This is a genomic window from Pseudacidovorax sp. RU35E, assembly GCF_900156165.1.
Classification (GTDB): Bacteria; Pseudomonadota; Gammaproteobacteria; order Burkholderiales; family Burkholderiaceae_C; genus Xenophilus.
Window position 1 is genome coordinate 100,826 of the sequence record NZ_FTMY01000011.1, and the last position, 20,757, is coordinate 121,582.

Consider the following 20,757-nt stretch of genomic DNA (forward strand, 5'->3'; position numbering starts at 1 on the left):
CCGCCCATGCTGATGAGCCTGGCCCAATGGCTGCAGACGCTGTCGCCCGAACTCGGCTTCCTGCGCGTGTTCCAGTACCTGACCTTCCGCGCGCTGATGGCCGCGCTCACTGCGCTGGTGGTGGGCCTGGCCGCCGGCCCGGCGGTCATCCGCCGGCTGCGCGCGCTCAAGATCGGCCAGCCAGTGCGCGGCTACGCCATGGAGACGCACCTGGCCAAGAGCGGCACGCCCACCATGGGCGGTGTGCTGGTGCTGTTCGCCATCGCCATCGCCACGCTGCTGTGGTTCGACCTGTCCAACCGCTTCGTCTGGATCGTGCTGTGGGTGACGCTGGGCTTTGGCGCCATTGGCTGGGTGGACGACTGGCGCAAGGTGGTCAACAAGGACCCCGAGGGCATGCGCTCGCGCGAGAAGTACATGTGGCAGTCCATCATCGGGCTGGTGGCCGCGGTGTACCTGCTGTTCTCCATCTCGGAGAGCTCCAACTGGCGCGTGCTGGAGCTGTTCGTCAACTGGACACGCTCGGGCTTCGCGCTCGACTTCCCGCCCAAGACCAACCTGATCGTGCCCTTCTTCAAGGAGATCAGCTATCCGTTGGGCGGCATCGGCTTCGTCATCCTCACCTACCTGGTGATCGTGGGCGCGAGCAATGCAGTCAACCTCACCGACGGCCTGGACGGCCTGGCCATCATGCCGGTGGTGATGGTGGGCTCGGCGCTGGGCGTGTTCGCCTACATCACGGGCAACGCGATGTACTCGCGCTATCTGCTGTTCCCATCCATTCCGGGCGCGGGCGAGCTGCTGGTGTTCTGCTCGGCCATGGCGGGCGCGGGGCTGGCCTTCCTGTGGTTCAACACCCATCCGGCGCAGGTCTTCATGGGCGACGTGGGCGCGCTGGCGCTGGGCGGCGCGCTGGGCACGGTGGCCGTGATCGTGCGCCAGGAGATCGTGTTCTTCATCATGGGCGGCATCTTCGTGGTCGAGGCCATCTCGGTCATGGCGCAGGTGGGCTGGTTCAAGTACACCAAGCGCAAGTACGGCGAAGGCCGGCGCGTCCTCAAGATGGCGCCGCTGCACCATCACTTCGAGAAGTCCGGCTGGCGCGAGACGCAGGTCGTGGTTCGTTTCTGGATCATCACCATGCTGCTGTGCCTGGTGGGCCTGTCCACCCTCAAGCTGCGTTGAGCACCGGCAGACCATGAAGCATCTCGCCGACCTGCATGTGCTGATCCTGGGCCTGGGCGCCTCGGGCCTGGCCATGGCGCGTTGGTGCGCCCGCCACGGTGCGCATGTCACGGTGGCCGACACGCGCGAGGCGCCGCCGCAGCTGGCCACGCTGGCCGCCGAGCTGCCGCAGGTGCGCTTCATCGGCGGGCCGCTCACGGCCGCGCTGGTCGAGGGGCAGCCGGTGCGCGCGGTCTACCGTTCGCCGGGCCTGGCGCCTGCCACCATCGCCCCGGTGGTCGATGCGGCGCGGGCCATCGGCCTGCCGGTGGGTGGCGAGCTGGACCTGTTCGCGCAGGCGTTGGCGGACCTGCGGGTGCCGCCTGAGGCGGTGCCGGGTGAAGAGGCCGCGGCCGACGGAGCTGCGGCCGATGGCGCGCGCGAGGCGCAGGTGGATGCCGAAGCCGAAGCGTCCGCCGCCGTGCCCGCGCAGTCCACCGACGCGGCAGCGGCCGACGCCGACATCGCCGCCGAGCCGGCCCGCGACGGCGATGTCGCTGCGGACGAGGAAGTCGCCGACGAAGCGCCCGCGCCCCTGCCCATCGCCCCGCCCCCCGCGCCCGAGCCCGGCTACCGCCCCGCCGTGCTGGCCATCACCGGCACCAACGGCAAGACCACGGTGACCGCGCTCACCGGCCAGCTGGTCGAGCGCGCCGGCAAGACCGTCGCGGTGGCCGGCAACATCGGCCCCTCCCTGCTGGACACGCTGTCCGAATGCATGGACGCCGACGCGCTGCCGCAGGTATGGGTGCTCGAACTCTCCAGCTTCCAGCTCGATGGCGTGCAGGGCTTCGAGCCCACCGCCGCCACGGTGCTCAACGTCACGCAGGACCACCTCGACTGGCATGGCGGCATGGAGGCCTATGCCGCGGCCAAGGCCCGCATCTTCGGTCAGGCCGGCCTCATGGTGCTCAACCGGGACGATGTCCGCGTGATGGGCATGCTGCCCGCGCCGGTCAAGGTGCGGCTGCAGCGCCCGCAACTGCGCGCCCATGTGACCTTCGGGGCCGACCTGCCGCAGCGTCCTGGCGATTTCGGCATCGAGCGCGTCAACGGCCTGGCCTGGCTGGTGCGCGCCCACGAGGCCGACGAGACCCTCAAGCGGCGCCGCGGCGCCGCGGTGCAGGAGGAGATCCATCTTCAGCGCCTGATGCCCGCCGATGCGCTGCGCATCCGGGGCCAGCACAACGCGCTGAATGCCCTGGCCGCCCTGGCGCTGGCCAGCGCCGCCGGCTGTGCGCTGGCGCCCATGCTCTACGGCCTGCGCGAGTACCGTGGCGAGCCGCACCGCGTGGAGCCAATCGCCATCGTCGACGAGGTCGAGTACTTCGACGACAGCAAGGGCACCAATGTCGGCGCGACGGCGGCGGCACTGCAGGGTCTGGGCCTGGAGCGCAAGCTGGTCGTCATCCTGGGTGGCGACGGCAAGGGCCAGGACTTCACGCCGCTGGCGCCGCTGGTGCGCCAGTACGTGCGTGCCGCGGTGCTGATCGGCCGCGACGGTCCGGCCATCGGCGAGGCCCTGGCAGAAACCGGCGTGCCCCTGCTCACCGCCGCCACGTTGCCCGAGGCCGTCGGCCTGTGCGCCGACCAGGCCCAGCCCGGCGACGCCGTGCTGCTGTCGCCCGCCTGCGCCAGCCTGGACATGTTCCGCGACTACGCGCACCGGGCGGACGTCTTCCGCGAGGCGGTCGAGGCGCTGGCCGACGAGGAGGCCTACGAATGAGCGCCGCCCGGCCATTCCGCAGGCGCTCGCATCCGCAGTGCGCAGCACGGAGGATTTCAGAATGAGCGCCCGCATGCCCGCCGCCGCCACCCCCAACGAAGGGGGCAGCCGCTTCTTCGGCTGGTTCCGCCGTGCGGCCAAGAGCAGCATGGACGCGCTGCCCATGCACCTGCCCGTGCGGCTGGGGGGCGCCGACATCGCCCAGACCCGCGCCGCGCCGGTGCGCGTCGCGGGCTTCGACCAGCCGCTGGTGTGGGTCACCCTCGCGCTCCTGATGTGGGGTCTGGTGATGGTGTTCTCGGCCTCCATCGCCATGGGCGACAACCCGCGCTTCAACCGCGTCGGCGGCTACAGCGAGTCCTACCACCTGATCCGCCATGCCATCTCGCTGGTGTTTGCCTTCGTGGCGGGCCTGATCGCTTTCCAGGTACCCATGCGGACCTGGGAGCGCACGGCCCCGTGGCTGTTCGTGGTGGCGCTGCTGCTGCTGGTGGTCGTGCTGATTCCCCACGTGGGCATCAACGTGAATGGCGCGCGCCGCTGGCTGCCGCTGGGCTTCATGCGCTTCCAGCCCTCGGAGCTGGCCAAGCTGGCCATGGTCTTCTATGCCGCCAGCTACATGGTGCGCAAGATGGAGATCAAGGAGCGCTTCTTCCGCGCCGTGCTGCCCATGGGCGTGGCCGTCGTGGTGGTGGGCATGCTGCTGCTGGCCGAGCCCGACATGGGCGCCTTCATGGTGATCGCCATCATCGCCATGGGCATCCTGTTCCTGGGCGGCGTGAATGCGCGCATGTTCTTCCTGATCGCCATGCTGGTGGTCGTCGCCTTTGCCACCATGGTGGCGGCCAGTCCGTGGCGGCGCGAGCGCATCTTTGCCTACCTCGATCCGTTCAGCGAGGAGCATGCGCTGGGCAAGGGCTACCAGCTCTCCCATTCGCTGATCGCCATCGGCCGCGGCGAGATCTTCGGCGTGGGCCTGGGCGGCAGCGTCGAGAAGCTGCACTGGCTGCCCGAGGCCCACACCGACTTCCTGCTGGCCGTCATCGGCGAGGAGCTGGGTCTGGTCGGCGTGCTGATCGCCATCGCGCTCTTCCTGTGGCTCACCCGCCGCATCATGCACATCGGCCGCCAAGCCATCGCGCTGGACCGCGTGTTCGCCGGACTGGCCGCGCAGGGCGTGGGCGTGTGGATGGGATTCCAGACCTTCATCAACATGGGCGTGAACCTGGGCGCGCTGCCCACCAAGGGCCTGACCCTGCCACTGATGAGCTTCGGCGGCTCGGCCATCCTGATGAACGTGGTGGCGCTGGCGGTGGTGCTGCGCGTGGATTATGAGAACCGAGTCCTGATGCGAGGGGGGCGCGTATGACCGGTGCCCGCACCGCGCTCGTGATGGCCGGCGGCACCGGCGGCCACATCTTCCCGGGCCTGGCCGTGGCGGAAGAGCTGCGCGCGCGCGGCTGGCGTGTGCACTGGTTGGGCGCGCCCGGCAGCATGGAAGAGCGCCTGGTGCCGCCGCGCGGCTTCGCCTTCGAGCCGATCCAGTTCGGCGGCGTGCGCGGCAAGGGTCCGCTCACGCTGGCGCTGCTGCCGCTGCGCCTCTTGCGCGCCTTCTGGCAGAGCTTCCAGGCCGTGGGCCGCGTCCAGCCCGACGTGGTGGTCGGCCTGGGCGGCTACATCAGCTTTCCGGGCGGGATGATGGGCGTGCTGCGCGGCCGCCCGCTGGTGCTGCACGAGCAGAACTCCGTGGCCGGTCTGGTCAATCGCGTGCTGGCGCGCATCGCCGACCGCTGCTTCAGCGCCTTTCCCGACGTGCTGCCGAATGCCGACTGGGTGGGCAATCCGCTGCGCGAGCCCTTCCTGTCGCAGGCCGCGCCGGCCGCGCGTTTCGAAGCCCGCAGCGGACGGCTGCGGATGCTGGTGGTGGGTGGCAGCCTGGGCGCCAAGGCGCTCAATACCGTGGTGCCGCAGGCCCTGGCCCGTATCGCACCGGCCGAGCGGCCCGTGGTGCTGCACCAGAGCGGCGAAAAGCAGATCGACGAACTGCGCGCCAACTACGCCGCCGCCGGCGTCGAGGCCGAGCTGGTGCCCTTCATCGACAACACGGCCGAGGCCTTCGCCGCGGCCGACCTCATCGTGGCGCGCGCCGGCGCCAGCACCGTGACCGAGATCGCCGCGGTCGGTGCCGCCGCGCTCTTCGTCCCCTTTCCCTTCGCGGTCGACGACCACCAGACCACCAATGCCCGCTTCCTGGCGGACGCCGGCGGCGCCTGGCTGGTGCAGCAGACCGATCTCACGCCTGAACTCTTGTCCGACCTGATCCAGAAGACGACGCGCGCCGAGCTGCTCGAGCGCGCGCAACGCGCCCATGCGATGCGCAAGACCGATGCCGTGGCCCAGGTGGCCCTGGCCTGCGAGGAGCTGGTCAAGCCATGAAGCACGCGATCCGCCACATCCATTTCGTCGGCCTGGGTGGCTCGGGCATGAGCGGCATCGCCGAGGTGCTGTTCAACCTGGGCTACGGCGTGTCGGGCTCGGACCTGGCCGACAGCGCCACGCTGCGCCGCCTGGGCGGCCTGGGCATCCGCACCTTCGTGGGCCATGACGCCGCCAACATCGCCGGTGCCGATGCGGTCGTGACCTCCACCGCCGTGCAGGCCGACAACCCCGAGGTGATCGCCGCCCGCGCGAAGAAGATCCCGGTGGTGCCGCGCGCCCTCATGCTGGCCGAGCTGATGCGGCTGCGCAGCGGCATCGCCATCGCCGGCACCCACGGCAAGACCACCACCACCAGCCTGGCCGCCAGCGTGCTGGCCACGGCAGGACTCGACCCGACCTTCGTGATCGGCGGGCGCCTGAACAGCGCCGGCGCCAATGCGCGGCTGGGCCAGGGCGAGTACATCGTGGTCGAGGCCGACGAGTCCGACGCCTCCTTCCTCAACCTGCTGCCCGTGATGGCGGTCGTCACCAACATCGACGCCGACCACATGGACACCTACGGCCACGACTTCGGCCGGCTGCAGAAGGCCTTCGTCGACTTCCTGCACCGCATGCCCTTCTACGGCACGGCCATCCTGTGCGTGGACGATCCGGCCGTGCGCCAGATCCTGCCGCAGGTGACCTGCCCGGTGACCAGCTACGGCTTCAGCGAGGACGCGCAGGTGCGCGCCGTCGACGTGCGGGCCGTGGGCGCCCAGATGCATTTCACCGCCCAGCGCCGCAACGGCGTGGTGCTGCCCGACCTGCCGGTGGTGCTCAACCTGCCCGGCGAGCACAACGTGCGCAACGCGCTGTCGGTGATCGCCATCGCGGTCGAGCTGGGCCTGCCTGACGAGGCGGTACAGCGCGGCCTGGCCGAATTCAAGGGCGTGGGCCGGCGCTTCCAGCGCTATGGCGAGGTGGCTGCCGCCAGCGGTGGGCGCTTCACGCTGATCGACGACTACGGCCACCATCCGGTGGAGATGGCCGCCACCATCGCGGCCGCCCGCGGCGCCTTCCCGGGCCGGCGGCTGGTGCTGGCCTTCCAGCCGCACCGCTTCACCCGCACGCGCGACTGCTTCGAGGACTTCGTCAAGGTGCTCGGCGGCGCCGACGCGGTGCTGCTGACCGAGGTGTATGCCGCCGGCGAGGCGCCCATCGTGGCCGCCGACGGCCGCAGCCTGGCGCGCGCCCTGCGCGTGGCGGGCAAGGTCGAGCCCGTGTTCGTCGACGACGTGCGGGTGCTCCCGCAGGCGGTGCTGGACAACGCCCGCGACGGCGACGTGGTGCTGTGCATGGGCGCCGGCTCCATCGGCGCGGTGGCCGGCCAGGTGGTGGAGCGCTCTGCACAACAAGGACAGTCGCAAGGACCGCGCGCATGAACCCGCAGTTCGTCTTTCCCCCGTTGCCCGAGGCAGCCGACATGGGGCGCGTGGCTGTGCTCTTCGGCGGCCGCTCGGCCGAGCGCGAGGTGTCGCTGATGTCCGGCACCGGCGTGCTGCAGGCACTGCGCTCGCTGGGTGTGGACGCGCATGCCTTCGACCCCGCCGAGCGCGAACTGGCCGAGCTGCGCCACGAAGGCTTCGACCGCTGCTTCATCGCGCTGCACGGCCGCCATGGCGAGGACGGCACGGTGCAGGGCGCGCTCGAGCTGCTGGGCATTCCCTACACCGGCTCGGGCGTGATGGCCTCCAGCGTGGCCATGGACAAGACCATGACCAAGCGCGTGTGGCTGGCCGAGGGCCTGCCGACGCCGCGCCACGTGCTGCTGCAGGCCGATGGCCAGTCGCGCGAGCGGGTGCGCGAGGTGCCCGACACCCTGGGCCTGCCGCTGATCGTCAAGCCGCCGCACGAGGGCTCGTCCATCGGCGTCACCAAGGTGCAGGGCTATTCGCAGATGCAGGAGGCCGTGCAACTGGCCGCGCGCTACGACCCCGAGGTGCTGTGCGAGGAGTTCATCGACGGCGACGAGCTGACCTGCGCCGTGCTCGGCACGGGGGCTGGGGCCGTCGCGCTGCCCGTGATCCGCATCGCCGCGCCCGAGGGCGCCTACGACTACCAGAACAAGTACTTCACCGACGACGTGAAGTACCACTGTCCCGCCGGCCTGCCCGACGCGCTGGAGGCGCAGGTGCGCCAGCTGGCCATCGCGGCCTACCGCAGCCTGGGCTGCCGCGGCTGGGGCCGGGCCGACTTCATGGTGCGTGCGCGCGACCACCAGCCCTTCCTGCTGGAGATGAACACCTCCCCCGGCATGACCGGGCATTCGCTGGTGCCGATGGCCGCGCGCGCGGCCGGTCTGAGCTACGAGCAGTTGTGCCTGCGCATCCTGGCCCAGGCCGCGCTGGACACCCGGCCCGTGCCGAAGGAAGGGGCCTGACCCATGGCCGATGGCATCGCGGTCCCGCTGGACGTGCGCCTCATGAACCTCACGGCGACCGTCCTGTACGCGCTGTGCGGGCTGATGCTGCTCGCCGCCGGCGGCTGGTGGGTGCTGCGCCAGCCTTTCCTGCCGCTGGGCGTGATCCGCGTCGACGGCGACGTGTCGCACAACAACCCGATCACCCTGCGGGCCAACGTCGCGCCCCGGCTGGCCGGCAATTTCTTCACGGTCGACCTGCAGCGCGCCCGTGTGGCCTTCGAGTCGGTGCCGTGGGTGCGCAAGGCCGTGGTGCGGCGCGAGTTTCCGAACGCGCTGCGCGCCACGCTCACCGAGCATGTGCCGGCCGCGCTGTGGGGCGCCGAGGACGAGTCCCGCATGATCAACACCTACGGTGAGGTCTTCGAGGCCAACACCGATGAGGCCGGCGACGGACTGCCGCGCCTGCAGGGCCCCGACGACCAGGCCAGCCAGGTGCTGGGCATGTACCGCGAGCTCGCGCCGGTGTTCGACGGCAGCGGACTGAAGTTGAGCGAGCTCACGCTGTCCACCCGTGGCGGCTGGCATGCCGAACTCGATTCCGGTGCCACGGTGGAGATCGGCCGCGGCACGCCCGAGGAAGTGCTGGCGCGCGTGCGGCGCTTCCTGCTCAGCGCCCGCCACGTGGCCGCCCAGTACGGCCGCAGCATCGAATCCATCGAAAGCGCCGACCTGCGCCATGCCGACGCCTATGCGGTGCGCATCCGCGGCGTCACCACCGTCTCGGCCGATGCGCCTGCCGCCCCCGCGGCGCGGCGGCGCTAGGCCGGACGAACCGACAGACAGACAGACAGAACGAACGAGAGCCCCGAGGGAACACTCACACATCATGGCCAAAGACTACAAGGACCTGGTCGTCGGACTCGACATCGGCACCGCCAAGGTGATGGCGGTGGTGGCCGAGGTGCTGCCGGGCGGCGAGCTCAAGCTCGCCGGCCTGGGCGTGGCACCGTCCAACGGCCTCAAGCGCGGCGTGGTGGTCAACATCGACGCCACCGTGCAGAGCATCCAGCAGGCGCTCAAGGAAGCGGAGCTGATGGCCGACTGCAAGATCGGCCGCGTCTACACCGGCATCACCGGCAGCCACATCCGCGGCATCAACTCCAGCGGCATGGTGGCGGTGAAGGACCGCGAGGTGAGCACCACCGACGTGGCCCGCGTGGTGGAGACGGCGCGCGCCATCAACATCTCCAGCGACCAGCGCCTCCTGCTGGTGGAGCCGCAGGAGTTCGTGATCGACGGCCAGGACGTGAAGGAGCCGATCGGCATGAGCGGCATGCGCCTGGAGGCCAAGGTGCACATCGTGACCGGCGCCCAGAGCGCGGCCGAGAACATCATCAAGTGCGTGCGCCGCTGCGGCCTGGAGGTGGACCAGCTGATGCTGAACCCGCTGGCCTCCAGCCTGGCGGTGCTGACCGAGGACGAGCGCGAACTGGGCGTGTGCCTGGTGGACATCGGCGCCGGCACCACCGACGTGGCCATCTTCACCAACGGCGCCATCCGCCACACGGCCGTGATCCCGATCGCGGGCGACCTGATCACCAGCGACATCGCCATGGCGCTGCGCACGCCGACGAAGGATGCCGAGGACATCAAGGTCGAGAACGGCTTCGCCAAGCAGCTGCTGGCCGACCCCGAGACGCAGGTCGAGGTGCCGGGCCTGGGCGACCGCGGCCCGCGCATGCTGAGCAAGCAGGCGCTGGCGGGCGTGATCGAGCCGCGCGTGGAAGAGATCTTCCAGCTGGTGCAGCAGGTGGTGCGCGAGTCGGGCTACGAGGAAGTGCTCTCGTCCGGCGTGGTGCTCACCGGCGGCAGCGCCGTCATGCCGGGCATGGTCGAGCTGGGCGAGGACATCTTCCTGAAGCCGGTGCGCCGCGGCATTCCCAAGTACGCCAGCGCTTTGTCGGACATGGTGGCCCAGCCGCGCGCCGCCACGGTCATGGGCCTGCTCGAAGAGGCCCGGCATGCCCGAATGCGCGGCTACAAGGTCGCGCAAAAAAATGGTTCAGTGAAGACGGCTTTCGGCCGATTCAAGGATTTCATCGTGGGGAATTTCTGATGCGCCGCGCAGAACCTCGGCTCCACCTCATCCATTTCAACGAGCGATGGCGACGTACGGGGCCGCCGCCACCGCAGGAAGTTCTTCCTTCCACCACCACCACTCAGCCCCCGACAACAACAGCAACGTCAGTCAAGCAGCAATTGCAAGGATCCAGGAGTTCATGATGCCCATCGAAATGATCGAAGTCGAAGAGTTCAACCAAGGCACGCAGATCAAGGTGATCGGTGTCGGTGGCGGCGGCGGCAACGCCGTCACCCACATGATGGAGCGTGGTGTGCAGGGGGTGCAGTTCGTCTGCGCCAACACCGACGCCCAGGCCCTCAACCGCTGCGGCGCGCCCAAGCTCATCCAGCTGGGCGGCAACGGCCTCGGCGCCGGCGGCAAGCCGGACAAGGGCCGCGAGGCGGCCGAGGCGGCCGTGGACGAGATCCGCACCGCCATCGACGGCGCCCACATGCTGTTCATCACCGCCGGCATGGGCGGCGGCACCGGCACCGGTGCAGCGCCCGTGATCGCCCGCGTGGCCAAGGAGATGGGCATCCTGACCGTCGGCGTGGTCACCAAGCCCTTCGACTGGGAAGGCGGCAAGCGCATGAACAACGCCGAGTCGGGCCTGTCCGAACTCGAAGCGAATGTCGACTCGCTGATCGTCATCCTGAACGAGAAGCTGCTCGAGGTGCTGGGCGACGAGGTGACGCAGGCCGAGGCCTTCGCCCACGCCAACGACGTGCTGAAGAACGCCGTCGGCGGTATTTCGGAAATCATCAACGAGTACGGCGGCGTGAACGTCGACTTCGAAGACGTGCGCACCGTGATGGGTGAGCCCGGCAAGGCCATGATGGGCACCGCCTCGGCCAACGGCCCGGACCGCGCCCGCATCGCTGCCGAGCAGGCCGTGGCCTGCCCGCTGCTGGAAGGCATCGACCTGTCCGGCGCCAAGGGCGTGCTGGTGCTGGTGACGGCCTCGAAGGGCTCGCTGAAGCTGTCGGAATCGAAGCTGGCGATGAACACCATCCGCGCCTACGCCTCGCCCGAAGCCAACGTCATCTACGGCGCCGCCTACGACGACAGCCTGGGCGACGACATGCGCGTGACCGTGGTGGCCACCGGCCTGTCGCGTCCGGCCGCCGGCCGTGGCCAGCCCGAACTGCAGGTCATCCGCACCGGCACCGACAACGTGGCCTTCCAGGTCCCCACCCTGGGCGGCGCGCTGGCCAGCGGCGTGGCCTCCGGCACCGCCGGCCAGGCCAAGTACGACGGCATGGCCGTGCCCAGCGTGTGGCGTACCAACCGGACGATGGCCGCCGCCAAGGTGGATGCGCTGTCGTCGGGCGGGATGGACGATTTCGAGATCCCCGCGTTCCTCCGCCGCCAAGCTGACTGACGGCGCATCGGGCTACTGCGCGGCCCGATCTCGCATCTGTGCTTCTCGCCGTACCCGAGTACGGCTGCGATGCTCGATGCGACCTCGGACCGCTCGCTACGCCCGCTGCACCATCAGTCGTCCTGCGCTCGAATGAAGAGGGCACCGGCAGCCTGCGGCTGCGGTGCGAACCCGGTTGCCATGCGGCGAACGACGCATGGCAATTTGTTGCGTCGGGACCCGCGACCATGGGCTTACGCCTCCTTACGGCTATCACGGTCATAGGCGCTTCGGAGGATTCCGCGAGGGATGCCGAAATCTAGAATGCCCGCCGTGCTGCAACAACGAACCCTCAAGTCCATCACCCGCGCCGTGGGCGTCGGCCTGCACAGTGGCCAGCGCGTGGAGCTGACGCTGCGGCCTGCGCCGGCGGACACGGGCATCGTGTTCCGGCGTGTCGATCTGCCCGAGCCGGTGGACATCCCCATGCGGGCCGAGTCGGTGACCGATACCCGCCTGGCGTCCACGGTCTCCACCGGGGGCGCCAAGGTGCAGACGGTGGAGCACATCATGTCGGCCTGCGCCGGCCTGGGGCTGGACAACCTCTACATCGACATCACGGCCGACGAGGTGCCGATCCTCGACGGCTCGGCATCGTCCTTCGTCTTCCTGCTGCAGAGCGCGGGCATCGAACTGCAGAAGGCGCCGCGCCGCTTCATCCGCGTACTGCGGCCCGTGGAGGTGCGAGAAGGCGAGGGTGACCACCTCAAGTGGGCCCGGCTGGAGCCCTATCACGGCTTCAAGCTGAGCTTCGAGATCGACTTCGATCACCGCGTGGTCAACGCGACCGGGCAGCGCTACGAGTTCGACCTGAGCGTGGGCCAGTACGCCCGCGACATCGCCCGCGCGCGCACATTCGGCTTCACCAAGGAGGTCGAGTACATGCGAAGCAGGGGCCTGGCCCTGGGCGGCGGGCTGGACAACGCCATCGTCATGGACGACCACAAGGTGCTCAATGCCGGCGGTCTTCGCTACGACGACGAATTCGTCAAGCACAAGATCCTGGACGCCATGGGCGACCTCTACATCGTCGGCAAGCCGCTGCTGGCCGCCTACAGCGCCTTCCGCTCGGGCCATGCGCTCAACAACAAGTTGCTGCGCGAACTGCTGGCGCAGTCCGATGCCTACGAGATCGTGACCTTCGAGGACACGCGCCAGGCCCCGCGCGGCTTCGGCGAGATCGCCCGCGCCTGGTAAGGCGCACGCCCCCCTTCGCATGCTGCTCTTCCGCTGGGTCATCCTTCTGTTGCTGCTGGTGGCGGGCGTGTGCTTCGCCTTCTATGCGGCCACCGGCCAGATGCGCTACCGGCGCCTGGGCTGGATCGTCTTCAAGTGGACCTTCCTCGCGGCGCTCGGCTTCTTCGCCGTGCTGATCGCCGAGCGACTGGCCTGACCCGCGCAGGCCGCGCACGCCGTCACGCTGCGGGCGGCACGCCGTCGTAGGCGTTCTGCAGCAACCGGCGTAGCGCCACGGCTTCCAGCGGGCGAGGGTTCGGGTACTGGTTCTGCATCGCCAGCGCGCAGGCGCGGTCCAGGTCCTCTTCGCGCAAACCGATCTGCTTCAGGGCCACCGGCGCACCGTGGCGACGGGCGAGCTCGTACAGCGCCAGCGGGGCATCTTCCGCATCGAGGGCACGGGCGATGCGTGTCATGGCCGCGGGTGCGGCCGGCGCGTTGTAGGCCAGCGCATGCGGCAGCACGATGGTGTGCGTCTCGGCATGCGGCAGGTTGAAGCTGCCGCCCAGCGTGTGGCACAGCTTGTGGTGCAGGGCCATGGCGACGCTGCCCAGCACCGTGCCACAGAGCCAGGCGCCGTAGAGCGCATCGGCGCGGGCCTGCTGATCGCCGCTGTCGGCATGGATGGCCGGCAGGGCGCGGCCGAGCGCGGCCAGGCCTTCCTCGGCCATCAACTGGGTGACAGGGTTGGCGTCGTCGGCATACAGGCCCTCGGCCGCATGGGCCATGGCGTTGATGCCGCTGACCACCGACAGGCCCACGGGCAGGCCCAGGCTGAGTTGCGGGTCGTAGATCACCGTGCGCGGCAGCACGCGCGGGTCGCGGCCGGTGCGCTTCACGCCCTCGTCGGTGAGGCCGTAGATGGGCGTCATCTCCGAGCCGGCATAGGTGGTGGGCACGGCCAGGATCGGCAGGCCCGAGTCCAGCGCGATGGCCTTGCCCAGGCCGATGGTGGAACCGCCGCCCACCGCCACCGCGCAGTCGGCGCCCAGGCGCTGCGCCACGGCCCGCGCCTCTCGCGCGGCCGCTATGGGCACATGCATGACCGCGCCGTCGAACACACCCGCCGCCCGTTCACCAAGCAGGTCGGCCACCTGTTCGGCCTGGGCCCGCTGCGGCGGCGTGCACAGCACCAGCGCCTTGCGTGCGCCCAGGGCATCGACTTCCGCTGCAACCTTCGCGAGCGTGCCGTTGCCGAACAGCACGCGCTGCGCCCGGCTTTCGTAGACGAAGGGCTTCATTCGGCGACGATGTTGCGGGCCTTGATCAGGCGGCCCCAGCGGGCGCTTTCGCTGCGAACGAGCTGGTTCATCGCCTCGCGCGAGCCGGCCACCACCTCGAAGCCGCCCTCGGCCAGGCGCTTGGCCACCTCGGGCTGGCGCAGCGTCGCGGTCACGTCGGCCGCCAGGCGGTCGAGCACCGGCGCCGGCACCTTGGCGGGCGCCACCATGCCGACCCAGGAATAGACCTCGAAGCCCTTGTAGCGCTCGGCCACGGCCGGCACGTCGGGCAGGGCCGCGCTTCGCTGCGGCGAGGTCACGGCCAGGGCGCGCAGCTTGCCGCTCTGCACCTGCGGCAGCACCAGCGGCAGGCTGGCGATCATCGAATCCACATGGCCGCCCATCAGGTCGGTCATGGCTGGGCCGCCGCCCTTGAAGGGGACATGCGTGCCCTTGCCGCCGGCGGTCTCCAGGAAGAGCTCGGCCGCCAGGTGGTTGGAGCTGCCGGCGCCCACCGAGGCATAGGAGACGCCGTTGCCAGCCTTGGCGGCCGCCACATAGTCCTGCAGCGTCCGGTAGGGCGAGGCGGCCGGCACCACCAGCACCATGGGCGAACGGGCGATGTACGACACGCCGGTGAGGTCGCGCTCGGTGGAGTACGTCAGCCGGGGATAGATGTGCTGCTCGGTCGCGTAGGAGTCGAACACCATCGCCACCGTGTGGCCATCGGGCACGGCCTTGGCCACCAGCGCCATGCCGATGGTGCCGCCGGCACCGCCGCGGTTGTCGACGATCACCTGCTGGCCCAGGCGGGCGGCCAGCGGTTCCTGGATCTGGCGCGCCACCTTGTCGACCGTGCCGCCGGCCGCGAAGGGCACGACGATGGTCACGAGGCGCGAGGGATAGGCCGGCTGTGCCAGCGCCGCGCCGGCCGCGAACAGGCCGAGGCCGAGTGCGAGGCCCTGGCCGATGAGGCTGCGGCGGGAGGCGCCGCCGCGCCTTGTCTCTGCGTGGAACATGAGCGATTCCTGGTTCTTGTGGAGTGGACCGGATGCTATTCTTTGCGTGGCATCTGCAGAATCCGCTGCGTCTGCCAAACGCCTTTGCGAGGTCTGCACAGATGGAATCGATCCGCTTCGCCGAATCCCTGGCCGTCTTCGTCGACGTGGCCGAGGCCGGCAGCTTCTCGGCGGTGGCGCGCCGACGCGGCATGGTGGCCTCATCGGTGGCACGCCAGATCGATGCGCTGGAGCAGGACCTGAAGGTGCCGCTCTTCACCCGCTCCACCCGCGCGCTGGTGCCCACCGAGGCGGGCGTGCTGCTGCTGGAGCGGGCCCGAAAGATCCTGCGCGACATGACCGACGCACGCAGCGAGGTCGTCTCACTCGACCGCAGCGTGCAGGGCCTGCTGCGCGTGAGCTGCGTGCCGGCCTTCGGCCGCCGGCATGTGGTGCCGCACCTGGGCTCACTGTTCGAGCGCCACCCCGCACTGCGGGTGGAACTGGAGCTGACCGAGCGCCTGGTCGACCCGGTGCTGGAGCGCTTCGACCTCGTGATCCGCATCGGGCCGCAGCCCGACAGCAGCCTGGTGGGCCAGCGCATCGGCAGCCAGCGCTACATCATGGGCGCCTCGCCCGCCTACCTGGCGCGCCACGGGCGGCCCGAACGCTTCGAGGACCTGACCCATCACCGGCTGATCGACCGCCAGCACAGCACCAGCGCCCGGGGCTGGCGCGAGCTCGACGGCTTCGACTGGAGCCAGCCGCCACACTTCGTGCTGGAAAGCGACGACTGCGACTCGCGCCGCCACTGCGCGGCGCAGGGCCTGGGCATCGCGCTGATGCCGAACTGGGCCATCGGCGAGGACCTGGCTGCCGGCCGCATCGTCGAGCTCCAGCTCGAAGGCGCGCCGCGCCAGCCGGCCAGCGGCATCTACATGCTGCGGGCGGCGCCGCAGGCCAGCCTCAAGGTGCGGGCCTTCACGGAGCACCTGCTGGAGAGCATCGGGCGCTCTGCCAGCTGGGTGAGCGATACGGCCACGGCGCGGCAGTAGGAAGCGTTGCGACGCCGGGGCCGAGGCTGTTCTGACTCGGTCATGCCCTCCACGCAAGCGACCGGCTTGTCGGGGCAGGCGCCCGTCCCTCAGCGCGAGCGACCGCCCTTGTAGAGCCCACTGGCGCGCGGCTGCAGCGTGGTGGCCGCACCGAGCCGGGCCCGCACCCGACCCACCTGCGCATGGGTGATGGCCAGCCCCAGCGCATCGGCCGCGTCGCTGCCGGGCAGGCCGGGCAGCTCCAGCAGCCGGCGCACCATCTCCTGCACCTGCGCCTTGGCGGCACGGCCATGGCCGGCCACCGCCTGCTTCATCTGTGTGGCGGTGTACTCCGCCACCGGCAGGCCGTGGGTCACCAGGGCTGTCAGGCAGGCGCCGCGGGCCTGGCCCAGCAGCAGCGTGGACTGCGGGTTGACGTTGACGAACACGATCTCCACCGACGCCGCATCCGGCTGGTAGCGCTGGCTGAGCTCGCCGATGCCATCGAACAGCACCTTGAGCCGCGCCGGCAGCGCCGTGGTCGCCAAGTGCCGTGTGCTGATGGTGCCGCTGGCCACGTAGCGCAGCGCATGGCCGTCCACGTCGACCACGCCGAAGCCGGTGGTCTGCAGCCCTGGATCGATGCCGAGTACGCGCATCGCCGTCATGCGTTGAAGTACCAGCGGACCGAGTGAAAAAAGATGGGTGCGGCGAAACACAGCGCATCCACCCGGTCCAGCAGGCCGTTGGCGCCGGTGATGCCCACGCCCTTTCGGCCCCAGTGCGGCACGCCGCGGTCGCGCTTGAGGGCCTTCATCACCAGGTGGCCCATGGAGCCCGCCACGCAGGCCACCAGCGCGGCCACGAAGGCCTGCCAGAAATGGAAGGGCGTGATGAAGGACAGCAGCGCCCCCACGAAGCTGGCCACGCCCATGCCCACGCCCCAGCTGGCCCAGTTGAAGCTGCGGCTGACATGCGGTGCGATGGGTGCGCGGGGCCGCAGGATCTGGCGCAGCAGACCGCCACGGCCGGGCGGGGCCGGTGGGCCGGCCTGACTGTCGCTGCCGGAGGCGGCCAGGTGCCGGTAGATCAGGTGCTGCACCAGCATGCAGGTCTGCACTGTCGCAACCAGGAAGAACACCAGGAAGGCGTTCTTGCCGGCGTAGCCGGGGAACTGCAGCAACAGCAGCGCTGGCACATGCGACAGCCCGTAGACGCAGACCATGATGCCCCACTGCAGCTTGGCATTGCGCTCCAGAAAGTGGTCCGGGTCGTCCGCCAGCGCGGCGGCCGTGGGCAGCGCCAGGAAGGCATAGACCGGGATGAACACCGTGAACAGGTCGAAGCGGGCCGTGCCCACCAGCACGAACTGGATCGGCAGGACCACGAAGAAGGCCAGCAGCAGGCTGCGATGGTCACCGCGCCGTGTGGGCGAAAGGGTGATGAACTCGCGCAGCGCCAGGAAGGCGATGAGGCCGAAGAGCACCGTGGCCACCGTCTCGCCCAGTGCCCAGCCGATCCAGAAGACGATGACCATGACCCAGGTGGTGCGCAGCAGCGCACGCAGGTGGGCGAGTTCTTCTTCCCAGGCCTCGCCGTGCACGGGGTTGCGACGCTCGCGCAGGCCGACGAAGAAGAGGGCCGCGCTGACCAGGGCCAGGATGCCGAAGACCAGCACGAAGAGGGCGGCCACCTGCTGTGAGGGGCCGAGGTTGCGCAGGAAGTTTTCCATGGAGCGGTGTCCTTCCTACACGTCCCGCAGGGCGACCACGGCGTCGCGCGCACGGTCCAGGAAGGCGCGCCGCTCCTCGCCCGGCTCCACGCGCACCGGCGCGCCGAAGGTCACCGAGCACAGGATGGGCACGGGCACCACCTCACCCTTGGGCATCACGCGCTGGACGTTGTCGATCCAGGCCGGCACCAGCACCACCTCCGGGAACATCTGCGCCAGCGTGTAGAGGCCCGACTTGAACTTCTGCGGCACGCCCGTGTGGCCGCGCGTGCCTTCGGGAAAGATGATGATCGAGTCGCCGCTTCGGAGCGCATCGATCAGCGGCTGCAGCGGCGCCATCGGGTCGGGCGGCGCGGCGCCGTCCTCGGCCGGGGCGGGCGTCCCGCCACGTTCCACGTAGATGGCGTTGAAGACTTCGGTGGTGATCCAGCGCTTGACGGGCGAATTGGCCCAGTAGTCGCGGGCCGCGATGGGCCGGGTGATGCTGCGCAGTTCGCCAGGCAGGGCGGCCCAGATCATGACCAGGTCGATGTGGCTCTGGTGGTTGGCGAAGTAGATGCGCTGCTCGGCCTTGGGCGGGCAGCCCCACCAGCGCGCCTGGGCCCCGGTGAGCAGGCGCGTGACGCCCAGCAGCAGGGCGCCCGTCAGCTTGGCAAGGTACATCGGTCGATGATACGGGCGGGGGTCAGGGCAGCTCGACCGCGCCCATGCGCGCGACGATGGTGGCGGCCCGGCCGTTGAGGTAGGGCGAATAGGGCCGCTTCTCGTAGAACTTGGGGCTGGGCAGCATGACGGCCAGCCGCGCGGCCTCGCTGGCCGTCAGGCGGTCGGCGCCCTTGCCGAAGTAGTGGCGCGCCGCGGCCTCGGCACCGAAGACGCCCTCGCCCCATTCCACGCTGTTGAGGTAAATCTCGAGGATGCGGCGCTTGCCCAGAAAGAGCTCCAGCAGTTGCGTCAGCACCAGCTCCTGGCCCTTGCGCAGCAGCGTGCGCTCGCCCGAGAGCAGCAGGTTCTTGGCCAGCTGCTGGCTGATGGTGGAGCCACCGCGCAGCTGCGGCGGGCGGCTGGGCCGGCCCTGCGCCGTGGCGCGCGCGGCCCGGCGCGCGGCCAGTTCCTCGGCACGGGCGTTGCGTTGCCGGGCACGTTCGATGGCTTCCCATTCCACACCGCCATGCTCGGTGAAGGCCGCATCCTCGCTGGCGATGACGGCGCGCTTGAGCGGATCGGCAATGCGTTCGTAGGGCACCCAGCTCTGGCTCCATTGCGCGCGCGGCCCGTCCTGCCGCGCGAGGCGCCACATCTCCGAGCGCTGGAAGCTGGTGGACTGCGGATCGAGCACGAGCATGAGCGCGATGCGCAGCAGGAAGAACAGCTGCAGCGCCATGCCCGCCAACAGCAGGCAGACCAGCCAGCGTGCGAACGCACGCATCATGCGGTGCCGGCGTCGACGAGGGCGCGCAGCTCGGCCAGCACCGGCGCGGCGTCGGGCCGCACCCCACGCCACAGGGCGAAGGACTCGGCCGCCTGGCCGACCAGCATGCCCAGGCCGTCACGCCCCACCGCCCCATGCGCGCGCGCCCAGGCCAGGAAGCCCGCGGCGGCCGGGCCGTACATCATGTCCAGCGCCAGCGCGCCTTCGGCGAGCACGCGGGCTGGCACGGGCACGCCGGCGCCGGCCAGGCTGGCGGCGGTGCCGTTGACGACGATGTCGAAGCGCTCACCGTCACCCAGCACGTCGAGGCTGCAGGCCTGCAAGGCGCAGCCGGCGCGTGCCGCCACGGCGTTGTGCTGGGTGACCAGCACCTCGGCCTTGGGCAGGGTGCGGTTGGCCAGCACGAGGCGCGCCGGCCGGGCATCGAGCAGCGGCCCCAGCACGCCTGCCGCCGCGCCGCCGGCACCGATCAGCAGCACGCGCGCCCCGGCAAGGCTGCGGCCGGCATGGACCTGGATGTCCGTCACGAGACCAGCGCCGTCGGTGTTGTCGCCGAAGACGCCGCCGTCGGCATCGAAGCGCAGCGTGTTGACCGCGCCGGCCAGGCGCGCGCGGTCGCTCAGGCGGTCGCCCGCCAGGGTGGCGGCGTCGAACTTGCAGGGCACCGTGACATTGCAGCCACCAGCCCGGTGACCCGCCTCCTGGGCCTCTCGGCGGAAGTCGGCGACGGATTGCGCAAAGGCGCCGGGCGCCACTTCGCGGCGTCCATAGTCCAGCGTCTGGCCGGTGAGTTGGGCGAAGCGGGCGTGGATCCACGGCGAGCGGCTGTGCGCCACCGGGTTGCCCATCACGCAGTAGCGGTCCATGGGTTTCTGATGCGGTCGAAGAAAGAAGCGGGGTGGTGGCTCACTGCGGCGTGGCGGACACCTGGGTCTCCAGCGTCTCGTCACGGGTGAAGCGGAAGCGCGAGGGCAGCACGATCTGGTCGGCCTGGCGGCGCATGGCGTCGGTGAAGGGACCGAAGTTGCCCAGGCTGCGCACGATGGCCTGGGCGCGGCGGTCCAGGTCGGCATTGCCGGAGCTTTCCACCAGCTCGGTCGCCAGCAGGCGGCCGTCGTGGTTGACGGTGATCAGCAGCGTGAGCTGGCCGTAGAGCTTCTGGCCGCGCGCCTCGGGAAAGTTCTGCGTGCCGCGCGCCTCGATGCGCCGGCGCAGGGCGTCCACGTAGCCGGCGTAGGCCACCTCGCGCGTGGAGGGGCTGATGTAGCGGCGCTTGGGGCGGGCGTTCTCTTCGTTGACGCGGCGCTCGATCTCGGCGAGCAGGTCCAGCAACTGGCGCCGGCGCTCCTCCTGCGCGGTGCTGTCGGCCGTCTGGCCGACGCGGGTGGGATCGGGCGCAGGCAGGGCGGCCAGCTGCTTGCGCACGCGGGCCAGCAGCATCTGCTGCTGCTCCTGCAGTGCGTCGATGCGGCGCTGCGCATCCTGGTCCGAATCGCCGACGGCGCTGAAGGCCGAGGGCGGCAGCGGGCTGGTGGCGCGGCCGCGCTCGAGGTGGCCGCCGCCGGCCAGCGTGGCCTGGGCGAGGGCCGAGGGCTTGGCCGGCAGGTCGGTCTGGGGGCTGCGGGCGTTGACGAGGATGATCTCCAGCGGCGACTCCTGCAGTACGCGGTCGAAGGCCGCCGGATCGGCGAAGCGCACGCCCAGCACCGCTGCATGCACCAGCAGCGACACACCCAGTGCCATCTGCAGCGGAGTCAGGTCGGCCAGGCGCAT

20 protein-coding genes are annotated in these 20,757 nt (G+C 70.3%); 12 read left to right on the forward strand and 8 right to left on the reverse strand.

From position 1 onward, the window contains the following. The first annotated feature begins 6 nt into the window (after positions 1 to 6). The 11 genes from mraY to BXA03_RS27045 all read left to right on the forward strand — a co-directional run bounded on the left by mraY (position 7) and on the right by BXA03_RS27045 (position 12,725). The gene (gene mraY, locus BXA03_RS19530; protein ID WP_076510865.1) at positions 7 to 1,185 is read left to right on the forward strand and encodes a phospho-N-acetylmuramoyl-pentapeptide-transferase; all 1,179 of its coding nucleotides are present in this window, start codon (positions 7 to 9) and stop codon (positions 1,183 to 1,185) included. A gap of 13 nt (positions 1,186 to 1,198) precedes the next feature. Next, positions 1,199 to 2,950, forward strand: coding sequence for a UDP-N-acetylmuramoyl-L-alanine--D-glutamate ligase (gene murD, locus BXA03_RS19535; RefSeq protein ID WP_076510866.1), 1,752 nt, complete (start codon positions 1,199 to 1,201; stop codon positions 2,948 to 2,950). Between the two features lie 61 nt (positions 2,951 to 3,011). Continuing rightward, positions 3,012 to 4,319, forward strand: coding sequence for a putative lipid II flippase FtsW (gene ftsW, locus BXA03_RS19540; RefSeq protein ID WP_200803406.1), 1,308 nt, complete (start codon positions 3,012 to 3,014; stop codon positions 4,317 to 4,319). Continuing rightward, entirely contained in the window at positions 4,316 to 5,386 is a 1,071-nt protein-coding gene (gene murG / locus BXA03_RS19545; protein ID WP_076510868.1) for an undecaprenyldiphospho-muramoylpentapeptide beta-N-acetylglucosaminyltransferase, read from the forward strand. The genes ftsW and murG overlap by 4 nt, the downstream gene beginning before the upstream one ends. Then, positions 5,383 to 6,810 carry a UDP-N-acetylmuramate--L-alanine ligase gene (gene murC / locus BXA03_RS19550; protein WP_076510869.1) on the forward strand — a complete coding sequence of 476 codons (1,428 nt, stop codon included), beginning with the start codon at positions 5,383 to 5,385 and terminating at the stop codon, positions 6,808 to 6,810. The genes murG and murC overlap by 4 nt, the downstream gene beginning before the upstream one ends. Next, positions 6,807 to 7,808, forward strand: a complete 1,002-nt coding sequence (locus BXA03_RS19555; protein WP_234983758.1) for a D-alanine--D-alanine ligase — start codon at positions 6,807 to 6,809, stop codon at positions 7,806 to 7,808. The genes murC and BXA03_RS19555 overlap by 4 nt, the downstream gene beginning before the upstream one ends. A gap of 3 nt (positions 7,809 to 7,811) precedes the next feature. After that, entirely contained in the window at positions 7,812 to 8,612 is an 801-nt protein-coding gene (locus BXA03_RS19560; RefSeq protein WP_076510870.1) for a cell division protein FtsQ/DivIB, read from the forward strand. Between the two features lie 64 nt (positions 8,613 to 8,676). Next, a complete protein-coding gene (gene ftsA / locus BXA03_RS19565) occupies positions 8,677 to 9,906 on the forward strand; it encodes a cell division protein FtsA (RefSeq protein ID WP_017759904.1) in 1,230 nt (409 codons plus the stop codon). A gap of 166 nt (positions 9,907 to 10,072) precedes the next feature. Then, the gene (gene ftsZ, locus BXA03_RS19570) at positions 10,073 to 11,293 is read left to right on the forward strand and encodes a cell division protein FtsZ (protein ID WP_076510962.1); all 1,221 of its coding nucleotides are present in this window, start codon (positions 10,073 to 10,075) and stop codon (positions 11,291 to 11,293) included. Between the two features lie 312 nt (positions 11,294 to 11,605). Beyond that, complete coding sequence (gene lpxC / locus BXA03_RS19575; RefSeq protein ID WP_076510963.1) at positions 11,606 to 12,529, forward strand: UDP-3-O-acyl-N-acetylglucosamine deacetylase; 924 nt, start codon at positions 11,606 to 11,608, stop codon at positions 12,527 to 12,529. 19 nt (positions 12,530 to 12,548) lie between these two features. Next, entirely contained in the window at positions 12,549 to 12,725 is a 177-nt protein-coding gene (locus BXA03_RS27045) for a hypothetical protein (protein WP_017759907.1), read from the forward strand. Between the two features lie 22 nt (positions 12,726 to 12,747). Here BXA03_RS27045 and BXA03_RS19580 read toward each other — a convergent pair whose 3' ends face one another. Together BXA03_RS19580 and BXA03_RS19585 are read right to left on the reverse strand one after the other, a co-directional pair. Next, positions 12,748 to 13,809, reverse strand: coding sequence for a maleylacetate reductase (locus BXA03_RS19580; protein ID WP_076510871.1), 1,062 nt, complete (start codon positions 13,807 to 13,809; stop codon positions 12,748 to 12,750). Beyond that, the gene (locus BXA03_RS19585; RefSeq protein WP_076510872.1) at positions 13,806 to 14,807 is read right to left on the reverse strand and encodes a tripartite tricarboxylate transporter substrate binding protein; all 1,002 of its coding nucleotides are present in this window, start codon (positions 14,805 to 14,807) and stop codon (positions 13,806 to 13,808) included. The genes BXA03_RS19580 and BXA03_RS19585 overlap by 4 nt, the downstream gene beginning before the upstream one ends. Positions 14,808 to 14,908: 101 nt before the next feature. On the opposite strand from BXA03_RS19585, the gene BXA03_RS19590 reads away from it, so the two are divergent. Further along, entirely contained in the window at positions 14,909 to 15,841 is a 933-nt protein-coding gene (locus BXA03_RS19590) for a LysR family transcriptional regulator (RefSeq protein ID WP_076510873.1), read from the forward strand. Between the two features lie 89 nt (positions 15,842 to 15,930). On the opposite strand, the gene ruvC is transcribed toward BXA03_RS19590, so the two are convergent. From ruvC to BXA03_RS19620, 6 genes are read right to left on the reverse strand one after another with little or no spacing between them, the layout of a single operon-like run. After that, complete coding sequence (ruvC, locus tag BXA03_RS19595) at positions 15,931 to 16,479, reverse strand: crossover junction endodeoxyribonuclease RuvC (RefSeq protein WP_076510874.1); 549 nt, start codon at positions 16,477 to 16,479, stop codon at positions 15,931 to 15,933. Between the two features lie 5 nt (positions 16,480 to 16,484). Next, on the reverse strand, positions 16,485 to 17,552 hold the full coding sequence (locus BXA03_RS19600) for a phosphatidate cytidylyltransferase (RefSeq protein WP_076510875.1): 1,068 nt from the start codon (positions 17,550 to 17,552) through the stop codon (positions 16,485 to 16,487). Positions 17,553 to 17,567: 15 nt separating this feature from the next. Further along, positions 17,568 to 18,215 (reverse strand): lysophospholipid acyltransferase family protein, encoded by a 648-nt coding sequence (locus BXA03_RS19605; protein ID WP_076510876.1) that lies wholly within the window; start codon positions 18,213 to 18,215, stop codon positions 17,568 to 17,570. Positions 18,216 to 18,237: 22 nt separating this feature from the next. Further along, entirely contained in the window at positions 18,238 to 18,981 is a 744-nt protein-coding gene (locus tag BXA03_RS19610; RefSeq protein ID WP_076510877.1) for a transglycosylase domain-containing protein, read from the reverse strand. Next, positions 18,981 to 19,850: a shikimate dehydrogenase gene (gene aroE, locus BXA03_RS19615; protein ID WP_076510878.1), complete on the reverse strand. Its 870-nt coding sequence runs from the start codon at positions 19,848 to 19,850 to the stop codon at positions 18,981 to 18,983. Before aroE ends, BXA03_RS19610 begins: the two co-directional genes overlap by 1 nt. Before the next feature lie 40 nt (positions 19,851 to 19,890). Beyond that, positions 19,891 to 20,757: an energy transducer TonB gene (locus BXA03_RS19620; protein ID WP_076510879.1), complete on the reverse strand. Its 867-nt coding sequence runs from the start codon at positions 20,755 to 20,757 to the stop codon at positions 19,891 to 19,893.